Origin of the sequence: Bradyrhizobium sp. 132, assembly GCF_023074185.1 — a bacterium.
Lineage (GTDB): Bacteria > Pseudomonadota > Alphaproteobacteria > Rhizobiales > Xanthobacteraceae > Bradyrhizobium.
This window is the reverse complement of sequence record NZ_JADPKY010000157.1, coordinates 21,906-38,999: the sequence shown is the minus strand read 5'-3', so window position 1 is coordinate 38,999 and position 17,094 is coordinate 21,906. Positions and strand designations below refer to the sequence as shown.

General features: G+C 64.3%; 19 protein-coding genes and 1 pseudogene. 11 read left to right on the top strand and 9 right to left on the bottom strand.

Going from position 1 to position 17,094, the window contains the following annotated elements:
• The first annotated feature begins 266 nt into the window (after window positions 1-266).
• Window positions 267-1,136 (top strand): VOC family protein, encoded by an 870-nt coding sequence (locus IVA74_RS33135; RefSeq protein WP_247351283.1) that lies wholly within the window; start codon window positions 267-269, stop codon window positions 1,134-1,136.
• Between the two features lie 201 nt (window positions 1,137-1,337).
• A complete protein-coding gene (locus tag IVA74_RS33130) occupies window positions 1,338-1,586 on the top strand; it encodes a hypothetical protein (protein ID WP_247351282.1) in 249 nt (82 codons plus the stop codon).
• A 7-nt stretch (window positions 1,587-1,593) separates the two neighbouring features.
• Here IVA74_RS33130 and IVA74_RS33125 read toward each other — a convergent pair whose 3' ends face one another.
• Window positions 1,594-1,734: a hypothetical protein gene (locus IVA74_RS33125; RefSeq protein ID WP_247351281.1), complete on the bottom strand. Its 141-nt coding sequence runs from the start codon at window positions 1,732-1,734 to the stop codon at window positions 1,594-1,596.
• Window positions 1,735-1,903: 169 nt separating this feature from the next.
• Between IVA74_RS33125 and IVA74_RS33120 the strand changes: the two are divergent.
• The 3 genes and pseudogenes from IVA74_RS33120 to IVA74_RS33110 all read left to right on the top strand — a co-directional run bounded on the left by IVA74_RS33120 (window position 1,904) and on the right by IVA74_RS33110 (window position 4,578).
• Window positions 1,904-2,567: pseudogene (locus IVA74_RS33120) on the top strand (heme-binding beta-barrel domain-containing protein).
• Between the two features lie 19 nt (window positions 2,568-2,586).
• The gene (locus tag IVA74_RS33115) at window positions 2,587-3,297 is read left to right on the top strand and encodes a dihydrofolate reductase family protein (RefSeq protein WP_247351280.1); all 711 of its coding nucleotides are present in this window, start codon (window positions 2,587-2,589) and stop codon (window positions 3,295-3,297) included.
• Window positions 3,298-3,306: 9 nt separating this feature from the next.
• A complete protein-coding gene (locus IVA74_RS33110) occupies window positions 3,307-4,578 on the top strand; it encodes an NAD(P)/FAD-dependent oxidoreductase (protein ID WP_247351279.1) in 1,272 nt (423 codons plus the stop codon).
• A 58-nt stretch (window positions 4,579-4,636) separates the two neighbouring features.
• Here IVA74_RS33110 and IVA74_RS33105 read toward each other — a convergent pair whose 3' ends face one another.
• The 7 genes from IVA74_RS33105 to IVA74_RS33075 form a co-directional block, all read right to left on the bottom strand.
• Window positions 4,637-4,951 (bottom strand): hypothetical protein, encoded by a 315-nt coding sequence (locus tag IVA74_RS33105; RefSeq protein WP_247351278.1) that lies wholly within the window; start codon window positions 4,949-4,951, stop codon window positions 4,637-4,639.
• 177 nt (window positions 4,952-5,128) lie between these two features.
• Window positions 5,129-5,698 (bottom strand): cysteine hydrolase family protein, encoded by a 570-nt coding sequence (locus IVA74_RS33100; RefSeq protein ID WP_247351276.1) that lies wholly within the window; start codon window positions 5,696-5,698, stop codon window positions 5,129-5,131.
• Between the two features lie 144 nt (window positions 5,699-5,842).
• A complete protein-coding gene (locus IVA74_RS33095; RefSeq protein WP_247351274.1) occupies window positions 5,843-6,190 on the bottom strand; it encodes a DUF3088 domain-containing protein in 348 nt (115 codons plus the stop codon).
• Between the two features lie 86 nt (window positions 6,191-6,276).
• Window positions 6,277-6,855 carry a hypothetical protein gene (locus tag IVA74_RS33090; RefSeq protein WP_247351271.1) on the bottom strand — a complete coding sequence of 193 codons (579 nt, stop codon included), beginning with the start codon at window positions 6,853-6,855 and terminating at the stop codon, window positions 6,277-6,279.
• Between the two features lie 195 nt (window positions 6,856-7,050).
• Window positions 7,051-8,364, bottom strand: a complete 1,314-nt coding sequence (locus IVA74_RS33085; protein WP_247351269.1) for a tetratricopeptide repeat protein — start codon at window positions 8,362-8,364, stop codon at window positions 7,051-7,053.
• A 15-nt stretch (window positions 8,365-8,379) separates the two neighbouring features.
• The gene (locus IVA74_RS33080) at window positions 8,380-9,390 is read right to left on the bottom strand and encodes an aldo/keto reductase (protein WP_247351266.1); all 1,011 of its coding nucleotides are present in this window, start codon (window positions 9,388-9,390) and stop codon (window positions 8,380-8,382) included.
• A gap of 164 nt (window positions 9,391-9,554) precedes the next feature.
• The gene (locus IVA74_RS33075) at window positions 9,555-9,980 is read right to left on the bottom strand and encodes a PaaI family thioesterase (protein WP_247351264.1); all 426 of its coding nucleotides are present in this window, start codon (window positions 9,978-9,980) and stop codon (window positions 9,555-9,557) included.
• 71 nt (window positions 9,981-10,051) lie between these two features.
• Here IVA74_RS33075 and IVA74_RS33070 point away from each other — a divergent pair, with 71 nt between their 5' ends.
• Together IVA74_RS33070 and IVA74_RS33065 are read left to right on the top strand one after the other, a co-directional pair.
• On the top strand, window positions 10,052-10,678 hold the full coding sequence (locus IVA74_RS33070; RefSeq protein WP_247351261.1) for a CoA pyrophosphatase: 627 nt from the start codon (window positions 10,052-10,054) through the stop codon (window positions 10,676-10,678).
• A gap of 71 nt (window positions 10,679-10,749) precedes the next feature.
• Window positions 10,750-11,964 (top strand): hypothetical protein, encoded by a 1,215-nt coding sequence (locus tag IVA74_RS33065; protein WP_247351259.1) that lies wholly within the window; start codon window positions 10,750-10,752, stop codon window positions 11,962-11,964.
• Window positions 11,965-12,108: 144 nt separating this feature from the next.
• Here the strand turns inward: IVA74_RS33065 and IVA74_RS33060 are convergent, their stop codons facing one another.
• Window positions 12,109-12,426, bottom strand: a complete 318-nt coding sequence (locus tag IVA74_RS33060; protein ID WP_247351480.1) for a hypothetical protein — start codon at window positions 12,424-12,426, stop codon at window positions 12,109-12,111.
• Between the two features lie 194 nt (window positions 12,427-12,620).
• Between IVA74_RS33060 and IVA74_RS33055 the strand changes: the two genes are divergently transcribed.
• The 4 genes from IVA74_RS33055 (at window position 12,621) to IVA74_RS33040 (ending at window position 17,092) form a co-directional block, all read left to right on the top strand.
• Window positions 12,621-13,100, top strand: coding sequence for a hypothetical protein (locus IVA74_RS33055; RefSeq protein ID WP_247351257.1), 480 nt, complete (start codon window positions 12,621-12,623; stop codon window positions 13,098-13,100).
• A 361-nt stretch (window positions 13,101-13,461) separates the two neighbouring features.
• The gene (locus tag IVA74_RS33050) at window positions 13,462-14,409 is read left to right on the top strand and encodes a TAXI family TRAP transporter solute-binding subunit (RefSeq protein ID WP_247351256.1); all 948 of its coding nucleotides are present in this window, start codon (window positions 13,462-13,464) and stop codon (window positions 14,407-14,409) included.
• A 194-nt stretch (window positions 14,410-14,603) separates the two neighbouring features.
• Window positions 14,604-16,712 (top strand): TRAP transporter permease, encoded by a 2,109-nt coding sequence (locus tag IVA74_RS33045; protein WP_247351254.1) that lies wholly within the window; start codon window positions 14,604-14,606, stop codon window positions 16,710-16,712.
• Window positions 16,673-17,092: a DUF1850 domain-containing protein gene (locus IVA74_RS33040; RefSeq protein WP_247351252.1), complete on the top strand. Its 420-nt coding sequence runs from the start codon at window positions 16,673-16,675 to the stop codon at window positions 17,090-17,092. The genes IVA74_RS33045 and IVA74_RS33040 overlap by 40 nt, the downstream gene beginning before the upstream one ends.
• Window positions 17,093-17,094 lie beyond the last annotated feature (2 nt).

The following is a 17,094-nucleotide window of genomic DNA, read 5'->3' as shown; positions in this document are numbered from 1 at the left end:
GGCTTTGGTCATTCGCCTCTTTTTCGAAGCTTGCTTCGTTCGTCGCATGGCCGCATCCTCCATGGTTGGAAGAACGATCTTGTGCAATGATGCTACGCCGAGCAATCAAAGCGGGCAAGATTCACGTGAACACGAAATGTAGTGGCGCTCGTTCAGATCGCATTCATCTTCATGAACGACATCGCGGTAAGTTCCTGTCGATGACACCGGGCTGCGGCGCATGATGCAGTGCGCAATGGTCTGCCCGCTCGAACGGGGAAGCTAGCTTGGTCGATCTACCCGGACGCTTCGTTTGGTACGAGCTTCTGACGACGGACATGCCGTCGGCGGCTGCTTTTTACGCGGAGGTCGTCGGCTGGGCCGTGAAAGATGCGTCGAGCGCGGAATTGGCTTACTCGCTGCTGACTGCGGGCGAAGCTCCGGTCGTCGGGCTTATGGATCTCCCCGAAGAGGGGGTGCGAATGGGAGCTACGCCGAGATGGCTCGGCTACGTCGCCGTCGATGACATGGATGCGAGGACCGCGCAGATCCGCCGGCTTGGAGGCGCGATCCTGGTATCGCCGACCGACAGCAACATCGGCCGCATTGCAGTGGTCGCCGATCCGCAAGGAGCGACCTTTGCGCTGGTCACCGGGCTGACATATGGCCAATCGCAACCGAGCGGGCCGGACCAGCCCAGGCGCGTCGGCTGGCACGAGTTGCTGGCCGAAGACCGAAGCAAGGTCTTTCCGTTTTACGGCGAGCTTCTCGGCTGGCAACGGGCCTCCGCCGACGCCGGCCCGGCAAGCGTGTACGAGTTGTTTTCGGCGGCCGGGCAGACGATCGGAGGCATGCTCACCAAGCTTCCGAGCGTATCGCAGGCGTGTTGGCTCCATTACTTCAATGTCGAGGACGTCGGCGCGGCGGCCCGGCGGATCAATGCTGGCGGGGGTCGGGTTCTCCAGGAACCAATCGAGTTGCCCGATGGTTGCTGGATCGTGCGATGTGTCGATCCCCAAGGCGCCCTGTTTGCGCTGCAGGGGGCGTGGGATCAGAAGGGTATCAAGCGATCCTCCGCCCCGGAAGTCAGCTGGTCTGCCAAGTGGGGTGGCATTGCTACACAGGGCAGGATGGTGCTTCCCAAGACGAAACGCTAAGCCGAGACGTTTCGAGGGTCAACGACCGTTCCGCCGCCAACGCGGAGGATCGACAGGAGCGTCCGTTCAGCAGTTCGTCATGCGCAGCCCCGAGCTTAATTCCGGAACCAGATCGTGCCCGCCCATTGCTGGCACTCTGCTTGCTCAGTCAGGACCAAACTCCGGCCTTGGTAGAGAGGCCGTTTCAGGTTGAGGCAAGCGATGCAAGATATGTCCCGTTCTGGTGCTGCCGGCGAACTCCGGCTCGATGGGTTGATCGCCGATTTGTGGTGGCGCGTTCGACTCATCAACACCGACATTCTCGAGGAAGAAGCCCGAGCGCGCGTGTTCGACGTGCATCAGCCGGAATATCCGCTTCTCGCACTGAACCTTCGCGCCCGGCGCGACAATTTGGTCTCGACGATCGGCGTGCTCGAGCAGCGTGCGAGATCAACGTCGGAAGCTGCTTGAGGGGCGTTCACACCGGAAACTTCAGCGGCGTCAGCGCCGGCGAGCAAATACCAGCTGCCGGCGGCGCAACGGGCGCGCCGAACACAAAATCTTGGGAAGCGTCGGCATCGTCCGGGATCACCGGAATCAACCTGAGGTCCGCGACCACCGTTACTAGACGTCCTGGCGGCGGAGCCGAACTCAGGAGGTTCGGCTCCGCATCGCGTCATGTATCGTCTGCGCGTGGCGCTTGTGTCCATTCGCGATTGTGAGGCTTGAGCACGAGCCACGCCCGCGCTCTCATGCTATTCCTGCCTCGCAACGACGCGAGGACATCCATGCTGCCCCTTCCCGCCGACATCTTCACCGAGCCCGCGGACGTCTCGCCCGACGGTCTTGCCAATCTCGGTCCGCTCCGCCGTCTCGCCGGCGTCTGGCAGGCTGACAAGGGTATCGACATCAATCCGAAGGCGGAGGGGCCGGAGCGGCGGACCTTCATCGAGCATATCCGGATGGACCCGATCGATCCGCAGGCTAACGGGCCGCAGCTGCTTTACGGGCTGCGCTATCACATCCACATCAACACGCCCGAGGAAGACATCACCTTCCATGACCAGGTCGGCTACTGGTTGTGGGAGCCCGCGACCGGGCTGATCATGCAGACGCTGGCGATCCCGCGCGGGCAGGTGCTGCTGGCGTCGGGCAAGGCCGGGCCGGACGACAAAGAGATCTCCGTTACAGCGAAGCGCGGCGACACCGCTTACGGGATTTGCTCGACCAGACTTTCTGGAACAAGCGTTCCGCACTGATGCTTACCGCTGCGACATCACCTTCAACGGCGACGGCAGCTGGACCTATCTGATCCAGACCGAGTTGTTCGTGCGCGGCGCGCCGTTCAACCATCGCGACACCAACACACTAAAACTCGTCGCGCCGCCAAAGCTCAATCCCCTCGCGGTGATCGTGAACGATCGGGCCAACGGGAATGGGCCGGCCGCCTGAATTCCGACCGGAGATTCGCATGAAGCCCTACGTGATCTGTCTGATGCATTCCAGCCTGGATGGCCGCACGCATCCCAGCCGCTGGCGCCCGAAGGCGGCAGGGACGGACTGGTTCGAGAAGATCCATGACGAGCTCGGCGGCGATGCCTGGGTGATCGGCCGCGTCACCGGCTCGGAGTTCGCCAAGGGCAAGCCCTATCCCACGACGACGGACGCGAAACTTCCGCGCGAAAACTGGTTCGCGCGACGCGACGCGAAAACCTATGGCGTCGTGCTCGATGCGCAGGGCAAGATCGGCTGGGGCCGCTCCGATATCGGCGGCGATCCGATCGTCGTGGTGCTGACCGAGAGCGTCTCCGATTCCCATCTCGCCGGGCTCCGCCGCGAGCGCGTGTCCTATATCTTTGCCGGCAAGTCCGAGATCGACCTCGCGCTGACGCTGGACATTCTCAATCGCGAGCTGGGCGTGAAGCGCTTGCTGGTCGAGGGCGGCGGCGTCGCCAATGGCGCATTCCTGCGTGCCGGCGTTATCGACGAATTCAATCTGATCCTGAGCCCTGCGATCGATGGCGCGAAGGGCGCACCCTTCGTGTTCGATTCGACCGACGCGGACAGCGAGCAGCGCGCGCCACTGACAGCGATGACGCTGGAAAGCACGCGGGCGCTGGGCGGCGGCGTGCTGCTGCTGCGCTATCTCATCCAGAACGACCCACAGGCAGCGGGCACGTAAAGCATCGGCATGCCGGGACAATCAGAGCACATCGTCATCGTCGGCGCCGGCGCGGCCGGCCTGACGGCGGCCCGCGAGCTGGCGCGCACCGGCAGGACGGTGACGATCCTGGAGGCGCGCGAGCGCTGCGGCGGTCGCATCCATCCGCTGTCGACTTCGGAGTTCGGTTATCCCGCCGATGGCGGCGCCGAATTCGTCCACGGTGAGGCGCCGGTTACGCGCGCGTTGTTGCGTGAGGCCGGGCTATCCCTTCAGGGGATCGAAGGCGAGCGGTGGAGCTTTGACGGCGCAGACATCATGCGTGAGGATCGCCACGATCCGCATGAAGCGGAGCTGCAAGCCGTGCTTCGGGAGTTGAACGACGACCTCACCGTCGCCGAATTCCTGCGCCGGCATTTTGCCGGGGATGATTATGCGCCGATGCGCCATTCGATCGAGCGAATGGTCGAAGGCTACGACGCGGCCGACCCCGAGCGCGCCTCCACGCTGGCGCTGCGCGAGGAGTGGATGCACGGCGGGCACTCTCCGCAGGCGCGCATCGATGGCGGCTATGGTGCGCTGATTGACTTCCTGGTGGCGGAGTGCCGCAGGCTTGGCGTGATTTTTCGCTTCGGTTGCGTGGTGTTGGCGATCGAGGAGGCCGGCGGCACGATGGCGGTCCGCTGCGCCGGCGGCGACGTGCAGGGCTGCGATCGTGTGATCCTCACTGTTCCGTTGCCGTTGTTGCGCGACATCGCGCTTCCGGAGAGCGCACGCGGGAAAGCCGCGGCTGCCGACGAGATCGGCTTCGGCAACGTGATCAAAATCCTGCTGCGCTTCTCACGGCCATGGTGGCGCGAGCGCAAGCAGGAGCTCGCGAACATGACCTTCCTCCTCTCGGACGAGACGATCCCGGTGTGGTGGACGCGATATCCGGACCTGCATCCCGTGCTCACCGGCTGGTTCGGCGGCCCGCGCACGGCAGCGCTGTCGCATCTCGATCCGCAAGCGCTGATCGATGCCGGGCTCGATTCGCTGGCGGCCATTTTCAAGCAGCCGCGCGAAGAGATCGCGCGCGAGCTCGTGGCGTCCGCTGCGACCAACTGGGCGCACGATCCCTACGCTTGCGGCGCCTATTCCTGGGCGACGCCGCGAACGCGCGAGGCGCAAACGATCCTTGCGCGCGCCGACAGCCCGGTGCTGTTCTCCGGCGAGGCGCTCTATCGCGGAGCCGACATGGGCACAGTCGAAGCGGCGCTGGCGAGCGGTCTGGAGACGGCGCGTATGATCTTGCGGGGATAGCTGACGAGCAAGAAAAAGGCCCGCATCCCGCGGGCCCCTCGTCTTACCGGCCTGCGTCTTACCAGCGGCTGCCGCCGAAGCTGAACGTCACGCCGGGACCGCCGCGGCCGTAAGCTCCGTACGGTCCTCCGCCGTAATAGCCGTGATGCCGCGGGTAATAGCCGTAGCTGCGGTAGTGCGGACGATGATAGCCACGATGGTGGTGAGGACGCCAATGCTGGCGATGGCCATAGTGGTGCCTGTGCTGCGCGCTGATATCGGTCGATTGGCCTTGCGCGTTCTGCTTCGCACTTGAATTGTTGGCCGCGTTTGCCGCCGTCCCGCCGGCAAGCGCCGCGGCAGCGACGGCCATCGCGACAAAGAGATACTTCATGTCATCACTCCAGTTGAATGTCGTGTGACAACAGATGGGCAGGCTGCGCGTTCCAGTCAGTGCGGGCGTCGAAACGACGCAGTTCATCGACGCAGTTCATGGATGTATGATTCGCGCGACTGTGTGCGTTTCGTGAGATTTATTGTCGCATCACCGGCGTAGATCGCAACTCTGCCATCAGTCTGCCGCGAATGACGCAACCACGTCATCGGTAGTGACGATGCGTGCGAATTCGCCGTTGAGATTCGACAGCGTCATCGCATGGATCTCCTCGGCGGAATGCTTGTCGCCATCCGGCCCGACCCGCTCGAACGTCCAGGTCGCATCGCGCACCAGATGCGCGTCGAAGCCGAGATTTCCGGCCATCCGCGTCGTCGTCTCGACGCAATGATTGGTGGTGGCGCCGCAGATAACGAGCGTGCCGATGCTGCCTGCGCGCAAGCGCTTTTCCAGATCGGTGCCGATGAAGGCGCTGTTGACGCGCTTGACGATCACCGTCTCGCCCGGCTGCTCGCGCGCCTCGTCCTTGACGGCGTAGCCGGAGTTTTGGGGAAGAAACGACGATGTCGGCCTGGTGCCCTCATGACGGATGTGGAAAATCGGCGCACCGCCGGTTCTGAACGCCTTCAGGAGATCGGCAATGCGCGCCACCGCATCCGGATTGTTGCGCCGCTTGCCCGCTGCTTCCCATTCGTCGAACGCACGCTGGACGTCGACGACGATGAGGGCGGGGAGGGGGTGAGGCATCAGGAGTGGCTTTCGGACTTGCTTGCTGCACCGACTATGCGAGGCGAAGAAGACAACGCGCAATGTCAATCTTCCCTCGTTTTACGACGGCAGGTCCGTAGCCCGGATTTCGCTGCGCTCCTTCGGGCTACGCGCCCACACCCATCACGGATGCGGATCGGGAAAACCGTGGCGGTCGGAGAGTGCGGCGAGGATTGCGTCTTTGTCGGCAATGAACGCGCGGCCCTGATGGCTGCCGGTTTGGTGCGGCGAGGTCGCTCCGTCAGCCAGCACGAGCAGCGGCAGCGACTGGTTCTCCTCGCCGACCAGCGCGATCACTGGCTGCCGCGGGCGCGGCCACGCGATGCGTTCGACGTCGAGCTTCTCCGCGAGCTGCCGAAACGAAACCAGCACGCCCTCGATCAGCGCGCAATGCCAGCAATAGAAGCGGTGTCCCGGAAAGGCCGGATCCTCGAAACCGGGGCGCAGCAGAAACAGGCGGTCGCGCGTCATGGGTCGCTCCGAAGCATGGCCGCGATCATACACAAATGACTGATGTCCGGGGTATGCGCTCCGGTTTTCGTCAGGACAGGATGCCGCTACTTGAACGGATCCTGGATCGACGGCGCCGACTGCCTGATACGACGCACGCTCACCGGCGTGCCGTCGGAGACGAACAGCAGCTCGTAGCGACGCCCTTCGCTGTCGGTGGCCGAGCAGGTCACGTCTGTCACCTTCTTGGCGGCGAAATTTCCGGTCTGCCGGCAAACTCCGGTGGAGGTCTGCTCGGCCGGCACCGGCAGCCCGTCGACCTTGGGACGGTCCTTGGAGTTGAGCAGCATGCGGTCGATCGGCAGCTCGTAGGAATTGTCGTCGGCGCGCTTGCCGTTCTCGCCGGAGAACGACACGACGTGGTTGCCATCGGAGGGATCGTCGACTGCGACCGCGAAATTGACCCGGCCGCTGCCGCCATGGGCGTAGGCCACCGTCTTGCAGGCGAAGGTGCGGCCGGCGACCTTCAACGTCTTGCAGTGGCCTGACATCAGCGCCAACAGGTCGATAAAAGCGGTCTGCTGTCCGAGCGGGTTCTTGACGGCGATCGGCGCGAAAGATTCGGCAAGACAAGGGCTTGCCAAGGCGAGAAGGGCGGCAGCGAGCACTGGGCGGCAGAGGCGCATCGGAAGGCTCACATGCCTGGGAACCACGGAAAAGTTCCGTCCAATAACCAGCGAACCGCAAATTGGTTGCGATCCCGTTTGTTCTGCCGAACCCGCCTGGAATACCACCGCGTCACCCCAACGGCGATTTGCCCTGTCGCCAACCCATTCCCAGCTGGCACTTTCCGTCAGCCGGGTGTTTTTTTCGTGGCAAGGCTACCCCATCGCCGCCTGCCAGCACGCATCGCGCAAGGATGGGCGGCGGTGCAGGCGGGCATCGAGCAGGGCGCGGGCGCGGGGCAGCTCGCCGCTGCGCATCAAAGCGACAATAAAGGTGTCCTCGATCAGCTCGCGCTGGGCATGGCTGCCGCCAAGGCGCACGACCTCGCTGAGAACCGGCGCGAGCATTTGCACGCATGCCGCGTAATTCTCGTCCGCGAAGGCTGCCAGGGCGCGGCAGACCGCCGGCACCACGGGACCCGCCGGCAGCTTGCCCTCAGTGAGCCGCTGCTCGATCACGGCAAGGCGCGCGGCGAGCGCCTCGCGATTTTGCGTCGCAGCCGCGAACAGCGCCATGTGGATGTCGGCGAAGGGCAGGCTCGATTTCGGAAACAGTTTTTGCGCGTTGTCATCGCCTTCGACCCACAGCGCTCTCGGCACCGCGTGGCCGTAAGCCGACAGGCGCCAGAGCAGGGACGCGGCGTCGGTGAGGACGTTGAGCGGCGGCGCCTGTGTGGCCTGCGGCTGCAGCACATCGGCATAGATCGCAAGCGCCCGCGCGGCATCGCCATGCTCCAGCGCGCCGAGCGCCTGATGCCAGCGGATATGGCCGTGCAAAATTCCGGCGCGGTCGTAAGAGGGGATCCAGTCGTCGACGAGCCGATCGGCCGCCGCGATCGAACCGTCCTCGAACATCGCATGCAGCACGGCGTGCGCGGCATGGGCATTCTGCCGGCGCAGGTCGAAGCCGCGCTCGGTAACGCCGCGGCCGCGCGCGATGTCGCCGTTCTCGGTCATCGCCCAGCCGTACATCGTGAGGAACCACCAGTCCTCGCCATAGTGATGGGCGACGCGCTCGCACAGCTCTTGCCGCGCGCGGTCGTGATCGGCCATGCCGGAGAAGGCGAACAGGCCGAACGCGCCGAGCGGCAGCGACAGCACCAATGCGTCGCGCGGCCACGCCTCGACGTGCTTCATCGTCGCCGCGATCGCCTCGGGCAGCCGGGCCTCGATTGCCAGCGCCAGCGTCTCGACATGCGAACGCTCGCGTTCCGTGCCGTGTTTCGCAACGAGCCCGCGCGCGAGCGCCGCCCTGCCTCGCGCGAGATCGCCCTGCTGGTAGAAGGCATGGACGCGGGCGCGGGCGATATGGGGAAGCGCGAAGTCCGGATCGGCCGCAATCGCGTGCTCCAACGCTTCCGCCGTGCCGGTCCAGCCCGCCAGCATGAGATCGATGCCCTCGCGATAAGCGCTTGCCGCTTCATGCGAGGTGGTGGAGAGCGGCAGGCCGTAGCGGTCGTCAAGCGCCATCGTCGTCTCCGCGATTTAAGCCGTCCGCGCGCGGCGGCCCTCGATCGGATAGGCGGGGTCGTTGTAGCCCGGCGTCGAGGGATGGCCCGGCGTCACCAGACGGTCGATCAGCGCCTCATCATCCGCAGTGAAGCGGTAGTCGAGCGCGCTGATGTAACCGTCCCATTGCTCCTCGGTGCGGGGGCCGGCGACGATCGAGGAGACGAAGGCGGAGTTCAGCACCCAGGCGACCGCAAACTGGCCGGCGGTGATGCCCTTCTTCTCGGCATGGGTCTTGATCTCCTGCGCGAGCTGAAGCGATTCCGGCCGCCATTCCGTTTGCATCATGCGGGTGTCGTTACGGCCCGCGCGCGTCTCCTTGTCGGGAGTTGCATCGGGCTTGTATTTGCCGGTCAGCACGCCGCGCGCCAGTGGGCTGTAGGGCACGATGCCGAGGCCGTAATAGGAACAGGCCGGGAAGTGCTCGACCTCTGGCATGCGGTTCATGGCGTTGTAATAGGGCTGGCTCACCGCGGGCCGGTCGATGCCGAGCCGGTCGCAGATGTTGCAGATTTCGGCGACACGCCAGGCGCGGTAGTTCGAGACGCCGAAATAGCGCACCTTGCCTGCGCGGATCAGGTCACCCATCGCGCGCACCGTCTCTTCCAGCGGCGTCGCATGCTCTTCCTTGTGCAGATAGTAGATGTCGATGTGATCGGTGCCGAGCCGCTTCAGGCTTTCATCAGCTGCCTGCAACACCCAGCGCCGCGACAGGCCGACACGGTTTGGATCGGTGCCCATGGGGTTGGCGAGCTTTGTCGCAAGCACCCAGGCATGGCGGTTGTTGCCGATCGCGCGCCCCACGATCTCTTCGGATGCACCCTTCGAATAGGCGTCCGCGGTGTCGATGAAGTTGATGCCGGCCTCGTGTGCTTTCGCGATGATGCGCTTTGAGGCAGCTTCATCGGTCGGCCCGCCGAACATCATGGTGCCCAAACAGATCGGCGACACTTTGAGGCCGCTGCGGCCGAGCTGGCGGTATTGCATGGGCTGGCTCCTCAGTGCTTCATTGGCCAACAGCATATCCACCTAGCTCCGTCATTGCGAGCGCAGCGAAGCAATCCAGAGATGCATCCGCAGAAAGAATCTGGATTGCTTCGCTGCGCTCGCAATGACGGAGTTGGGCAGCGGTGGCGGCCTGATCAATCGACCTACCCCGGCCCCTTCAAAATCTTGAACACGCCATTTGCCATCACCACGCAACGGCCATCCACCGTCACCTCGGTGCTCATGAAGACGAGACTGCGCGTCGAGCGTACCACGCGTGGGCGGGAAATCAGGATGTCGCCGATCTGGCCGGCTTCGACGAAATGGGTGTCGAGCTGTACCGTCGCCATGAACTCCTTGCCGGAGACGTAGCGGGCGGTCATGCCGCAGGTGCGGTCCGCGAACGTCATCATCACGCCGCCCTGGACCATGCCGCGGCGGTTGTGGTGCTTGTCCTCGGTCGCAAGGGCGAATTCGTATTGGCCGTCGACCTTGCGCTCCCACAGGGGACCGATCAGGTGCATGAAGCCCGTGGTCTCCAGGATGGTCCAGCCGTCTGACTTGAGCCTTGCGGCCGTCTTGTTGGTCATGTGGTCGTCCATTCCTGCGCGGGCCTTGCGATCTCATTTCATCGGGGCCGGACGTGGTGTAGTCAAGCATCATGAGACCGTTCGACGATGCCACACGACGGAATATCGCGGCCGCCTGCGCTGCCTTCACGCGGCTGCCGGAGGATGAAGCGCCGGCGGCGTTGAAGCGTGCCGCAGTGGTGGTTGCGCTGACCGCGGCCAGCGAGAGCGATGACACGGCGTTACTGCTCACGCTGCGTGCATCGCATCTGCGCGCTCATCGCGGCCAATGGGCCTTGCCCGGCGGACGCTGCGATGCTGGCGAGACGCCGATCGAAGCGGCGCTACGCGAACTCGACGAGGAGCTTGGCCTCCGTCTCACCAGTGCAGAGGTGCTCGGCACGCTGGACGATTATCCGACCCGCTCCGGCTATCTGATCACGCCTGTCGTGGTCTGGGCCGCCGACAGTGTTGCGATCGAACCAAATCCGGACGAGGTGGCTTCGGTTCACCGCATCGCTCTCGCGACGATCGAGCGCGACGACGCCTTCGATTTCGTCGCGATCCCCGAGAGCACGCGCCGTGTGATCCGCTTCCATCATCAGACGAGCCTGATCCACGCACCGACGGCGGCGCTGATCTACCAGTTCCGCGAAGTACTGGCGGGACGGCACACCCGCGTCACCGAGCTGGAACAGCCGGTATTCGCCTGGAAGTGATGCAAGAGACGAAAAAAGAGGTAAACGGCGCGTTAACGTGACGGTTACCGGCTAGCTGCTAAGAAGGCGGCATGCATCGATCGATTCGAAATGCCGTGAGGCTGGTTCCACTCGCGTTCGTCCTGCTCGCGCCCGCCGCGCGCGGTAGCGAATCCGACGCGCTGCCGCCGGCCGTCAGCAATGCCAGAGCCCAGCTCTTGTCGCAGTTCTTTGCGCAGGGTGGAGCGTCGCCGGCGGTGCTCGAGTATCGCCGCAAGCTGCAGGAATATCAGGCAGCACGCGGCGCCTTCGATGAGGAGGCCGGCGCCTATTGGAGCCAGATCTCCGAGAAGCGTCGTGGCCGCAACGCCAAGCGGCGCAGTGGACAGCAGGTCGCGCTAGAGGACTACGTGCTGGAGCATCCGCCGCTCTATAACGGGCCGAAGCGACCGGTGAATCCGGAGCCGGAGGAAACCCCGGACCGTCCCACCAGAAAGCCGATACCCGTCGTCGCCGATCTCTTGCGCGCGGCGCAGGAGCTCTACCAGTTCACGCCGCAACGGCCGTCCAGCGAAGTCGAGTTCAAGCGCGTCTATGCACGCTACGCGCTGGCCTCGGGGCTGACGCGCGAGCAGACGGTGCGGGTCTATGCGTTCGAAACCGGCGGAACCGGCAATTACGACGTGCAGGCGGGCATCGAGCATGGCGGCAAGCGCGCGATCTCGACCGCGATGGGATACAACCAGTTGCTGACCACAAACAGCGTCGAGCTGCTGGCCGAGCAGGGCCATGAACTCATCCGCGCGCTTTCCGACAAGGTAGCGCGGACCTCGGGACCGGCGCGCCAGTCGCTCGAGCACAAGCTCATGGTTCTGAAGAAAATGGTGGCGCATGCCAAGTCGGTGCCCGACACCTGGTCGGAGCATGAGAAGATCGGCAACACCGCGCAAGGCTGGGCCATGCATGCCATGGTGCTCGACATCGATATCGGGCCGATGCTGCAGACCCACAAGCTGCTCACCTCCGTGCTGTTCGCGCGCACCAAGGGGTACAGCCGTCCGCTCACTGCCGCCGAGCTCGAGATGATGAACCTCACCGGCGACGGCACCGGCCTCGACATGGTGACGATGCCGCAGGCGATGCGCGAGCAGGTGCCGACCTCGAACTTCTTCCAGCGCGGCGGCTACGAGCGCAACCCGGTCGCGATCCGCCACAACACGGTGGCGAAGCTGCTGGCGGTGACGGATACGCGGATGGACAGCAACAGCAACAATGCCGGCGCGCGGGAGCTGGCGGGGGCGTTTTAGCTGGCGTCAGAACAGGTCGATGTCATGCCCCGGCTCGATCGGGGCATCCAGTACGCCGCGGCTTCTCCGTATCCCCATCACGGCCTCTGGAATACTGGATCACCCGCTTTCGCCGGCGATGACACTGAGTGTAACGCGCCGCCCCTACTGATCCGCCCCGAACTTGAACTTGCCGTCGCCTTCCAGATAAGGGCCGCTGCGCATGTAGAGCTGGCCGTTGTGGCCGATGAAGAACAGCGTGCCCTTCGGCACCTTCTTGGCACCCTTCAGAAGTTCGCCGGCATTGCTGGTGCCCATCTTGTAGGAGAAGGTCTTGCCTTCCTTGTCATAAGCATAGCCCGTGTCGGGCTTCAGCTCCCACGGCGTGGCCGCGGTCTGCGCCGATGTGGGAGCCGCGAACGTGCCGAGCACTGCTACGAGTGCAGCCGAAACAAGTGCAAATGTCTTCTTTGGAAATATCATCATCCATCCTCCCCGCCATTGGGGTTGCCCGTCTTGAACAAATCACGAACGGCATTTACAGGTCAACCTGCGTAAGTGCCGCAGCGCATCACGTCTTGCCCAGCAGTTGTGATTTTCCCATCGTCCCCGCGCGACTATGTTCCGCTTTCCGTCTAGAACGCAATTCGACAAAATATTGGGTAGGGATGATTCGGATGCACCATGTCATTAAAGCCTGCTGGGCCGCCGCGCTGCTGCTGACGGCGCTGGCGCCGGCCGCCCGGGCCGATGACTACCAGCTCAGCCACAACCAGCGGATTTCGTGCAGCCGCGGCCTGGCCCCGGGCAAGCTCAACACCGCGACCTGCAAGTCCTACACCTACCTCTTCAATACCAAGACTTCGGAATATTTCCGCTGCCAGGTCTCGCTGGCGCTGACCCGTGACAACAAGGAAGTCATCAACGTCCAGACCGACGGCGGCTGCACCAAGAAGCCGCGCGTCTTCGAGACCGACGGCCATTACGATTTCGACGCGACCGAGACCGAGCCGCCTAACACCAATTCGTTCTTCGGCCCCGGCGGCTACTCGGTCTGGGCCGCCGACGTCAGCGCGCAGAAGGTCCGCGGCTGCATCATCATCTCCTCCGGCCTCGGCTCCGACATCTCCAAATGCCTGGACATGACCTTCCAATGAGGGTTTGCCAGTAAGGGCTTGCCAGTGAAGGCTTGCCAGTGACGGTGCGTTCCCTCCTCGCTTGCGAGGGAGGTTGGGGAGAGGGGGTATCCGCAATGGGATAACCCCCAGAGGAGAAAGCCCTCACCCGGCGCTTCGCGCCGACCTCTCCCGCACGCGGGAGAGGTTGCACCGAGCCTGCTGCGTGAGTGATTGATCCCACGTAAGCGTGTCTGGCTGCGCCACCTCGCCGCACCTGCCCGGTTCCCCAAAAATCAAGCCAGGACAGCCATTTACCGCAGTCCTGTTTTGACTTTTGGATGGGTTGACCCGCTCCCCTCATCCGGCCAACTTCCCGGCCGGTTTGGGGAGTGGAAAGATCATGAAACGAACGATTTTCGGCGTGGCCGCGGCTCTTGCTCTGGCGGCGTCGGCACCTTGCGCGCAGGCGCAATCCTTCATCAATGTGCTGACCGGGGGTACCTCCGGCGTCTACTACCCGCTCGGGGTTGCGATCGGGAAGATCTACGGCGACAAGATTCCGAACGTGAAGACGCAGGTGCAGGCCACCAAGGCGTCGGTCGAGAACCTGATCCTGCTCCAGCAGGGCCGCGGCGAGCTGGCCTTCACGCTCGGCGACTCGCTGAAAGCGGCCTGGGACGGCGAGGAGGAGGCGGGCTTCAAGACCAAGCTCGACAAGCTCAGGACCATCGGCGCGATCTATCCGAACTACATCCAGATCGTCGCGACTGCCGAGAGCGGCATCAAGACGCTGGCGGACCTCAAGGGCAAGAGCCTGTCGGTCGGCGCGCCGAAATCGGGCACGGAGCTCAATTCGCGCGCGATCCTGGCGGCGGCCGGCATGAGCTACAAGGATCTCGGCAAGGTCGAGTATCTGCCGTTTGCCGAATCCGTCGATCTCATGAAGAACCGCCAGCTCGGCGCGACGCTGCAATCGGCCGGCCTCGGCGTGGCCTCGCTGAAGGATCTCTCGACCTCGAGCCCGATCACGGTGGTGTCGGTGCCGAAGGAGACCGTCGACAAGATCGGCCTGCCCTTCATCGCGGCGACCATTCCCGCCAACACCTACACCGGGCAGGACAAGGACGTGCCGACCGCGGCCGTGGTCAACTATCTCGTCACCAGCTCGGCGGTGTCGGACGATCTCGCCTATCAGATGACAAAGCTGGTCTACGAGTCGTTGCCCGAACTCGCCAATGCGCATGCGGCCGGCAAGGAGATCAAGCTCGAGACGGCGGCCAGCGGCAGCCCGGTTCCGCTGCATCCCGGCGCGATCCGCTATTACAAGGAAAAAGGGCTGATCAAGTAAGGTCGGCCCTCATTATCGGACGTCATGGCCGGGGCAAAAGCGCGAAGCGCGTCTTCGCGCAGATGTCCCGGCCGTCCACGTTCTAAGGCCAGGCGAGAAAGATCGTGGATGCCCGGGACAAGCCCAGGCAATAACGTATTCAGGATGCAGCGCGAATGCTGTAGGAACGCCCGATCGGGGGCGGGGACATATCGATGTTGCAGGCAGAGGGCACCGCGGCGCCCATCAAGGTCGAGTTCGACAATTTCGAGCACGGTTTCCCGGAAGGCTTTGGCCCTGGCTGGTGGGGCACACTCGCCTATTGGATCGGCATCGCGTTCGCCACGTTCCAGCTCTATGTCGCCGCCTTCAATTATCTCCCGAGCCAGGTGGTGCGCGGCGTCCATGTCGGTTTCCTCGTTCTTCTCACCTTCGGCCTGATCGCAAACTTCACCGCGAAGAGCGCCGCCGGACGCGCGCTCGGCTGGGTGATCGGCGGCGCGGGTTTCTTCTGCGGTCTCTACCAGTGGATTTTTTACGCGGACTTGATTGCGCGCGACGGCGATCCGACCCGCCTCGATCTCGCCGTCGGCACGCTGCTTGCGGTGCTGATTTTCGAGGGCACGCGACGCCTGATGGGGCCGGCGCTACCGCTGATGTGCGGCGCCTGTCTCGTCTATTGGTTCTTCGGGCAATATCTGCCGTCGCCGCTCAACCATCGCGGCTATGATTTCGACCAGATCGTCACGCATCTGTCGTTCGGCACCGAAGGTTTTTACGGCGTGCCGATCTACGTCTCGGCGACCTACATCTTCCTGTTCATCCTGTTCGGCTCGTTCCTGGAGCGCGCCGGCATGATCCAGCTCTTCACCGACGTCTCGCTCGGCCTGTTCGGCCGTACCCGCGGGGGACCTGCCAAGGTCGCGGTGTTCGCCTCGGGCATGATGGGCACGATCTCCGGCTCCGGCGTCGCCAACGTCGTCACCGTCGGCCAGTTCACGATTCCGCTGATGATCAGGTTCGGCTATCGCCGCGCGTTCGCGGCCGGCGTCGAGGCGACAGCCTCGATGGGCGGGCAGATCATGCCGCCGGTGATGGGCGCGGTCGCCTTCATCATGGCGGAGACGCTCGGCGTCCAATATTCGGAGATCGTGAAAGCGGCGGCGATTCCCGCAATGCTCTATTTCGCCTCCGCCTTCTGGATGGTGCATCTGGAAGCCGGCAAGCACGGCCTCACCGGCATGAAGAAGTCGGAGACCCCGAGCGCCTGGAAGGCGCTGGTGAAGGGTTGGTACCTCGTGCTGCCGCTCGCAGCCCTCGTCTACATGCTGTTCGAAGGCTTTACGCCGCTCTATGCCGGTAGCATGGGCCTCGCGCTCACAGTGGGGCTGATCCTTGGCGCCGCCATCACGACGGGCGCGTCTTCGATGGCGATCCGCAGCATCTTCTGGATCGGGCTCGCGCTCGTTGTTGCCGCGCTGTCGCGTGACGGCCTTCAGATCGTGCCGGTCGCAGGCGTCGTCGTCGCGTTGATCGTGATCACTGCGTTCGTGCGCGGCGGATTTTCCGCCCTGCGCGCCTGCCGCGATGCGCTGGCTGAAAGCGCGAAATCCGCCATCACCGTCGGCATGGCCTGCGCCATCGTCGGCGTCATCATCGGCATGATGTCGCAGACCGGCGTCGGCACCATCTTCGGCGGCTGGGTGATCGGCCTCGGCGAGAAGAGCCTGTTCCTGGCGCTGATCATGACCATGCTGCTGTCGATCCTGCTCGGCACCGGCATCCCGACCATCCCGACCTACATCATTACGGCAGCGCTCGCGGCGCCCGCGCTGGCGAAACTCGGCGTTCCCCTGATCGCGAGCCACATGTTCGCGTTCTACTACGGCATCATGGCCGACCTCTCGCCGCCGGTGGCGCTTGCGGCGTTAGCCGCGGCACCGATCGCGAAGGAGAATCCGGACAAGATCGGCTGGGAGGCGATGCGCATCGCGCTCGCCGGCTATGTCATCCCGTTCGTCTTCGTCTACTCGCCGGCGCTGATGCTGCAGGCCGGCGATCCCATGGCGGCCAGGCTCGGCTTCTACGGCGCGGTGGCGCTGGCGACCTTGAAGGCGCTGGTGGCGATCGCGCTGTTCGGCATGGTCGCGATCGGCTTCCTGTTCACGCGCCTGACGTTCCTCGAACGTTTGGTCGCGCTCGGTGCTGCGCTCTGCCTGCTCGGCGACTTCCCGTTCAGCGACACCGCGGGCTTCCTGCTCTCCGCGGCGATCGTGCTGTGGCAGTGGCGGCAGCGTCCGCCGGCGCCGGTCGAGGCGATGTGAGCCTCTGCTTCGCCACAGCCTCAGGCGTGAAGGCGCTGGCGCTGTCCGCCTTCACGCTGGTGTGGACACATTCGATCGCGAAGGTCGATTGGCAGGAAGACTGGCGCGTCACCCCGGCGGGGCTCGAACTGGTGCAGGCGCGGGTGAAGGGCACCGGACCCGGCATGGAGCCGCCGCCCGAGGCGCGGCTCGTCGACGGCTGGTTTCAATGGAGGCCTGCGCGCGCGCCGATGCCGGAGGTCGTGCTGGGCAATTCCGGCGCGGCTGGCGAATGGCGGCTTTGCCATGACGGTAAGTGCCAGACGTTGTCGGAGATTGTCGGGCATCCGATCGGTGCTAACGTCACGAAGATGAGCATCTGCGAAGAACAAGGGAAATAAGG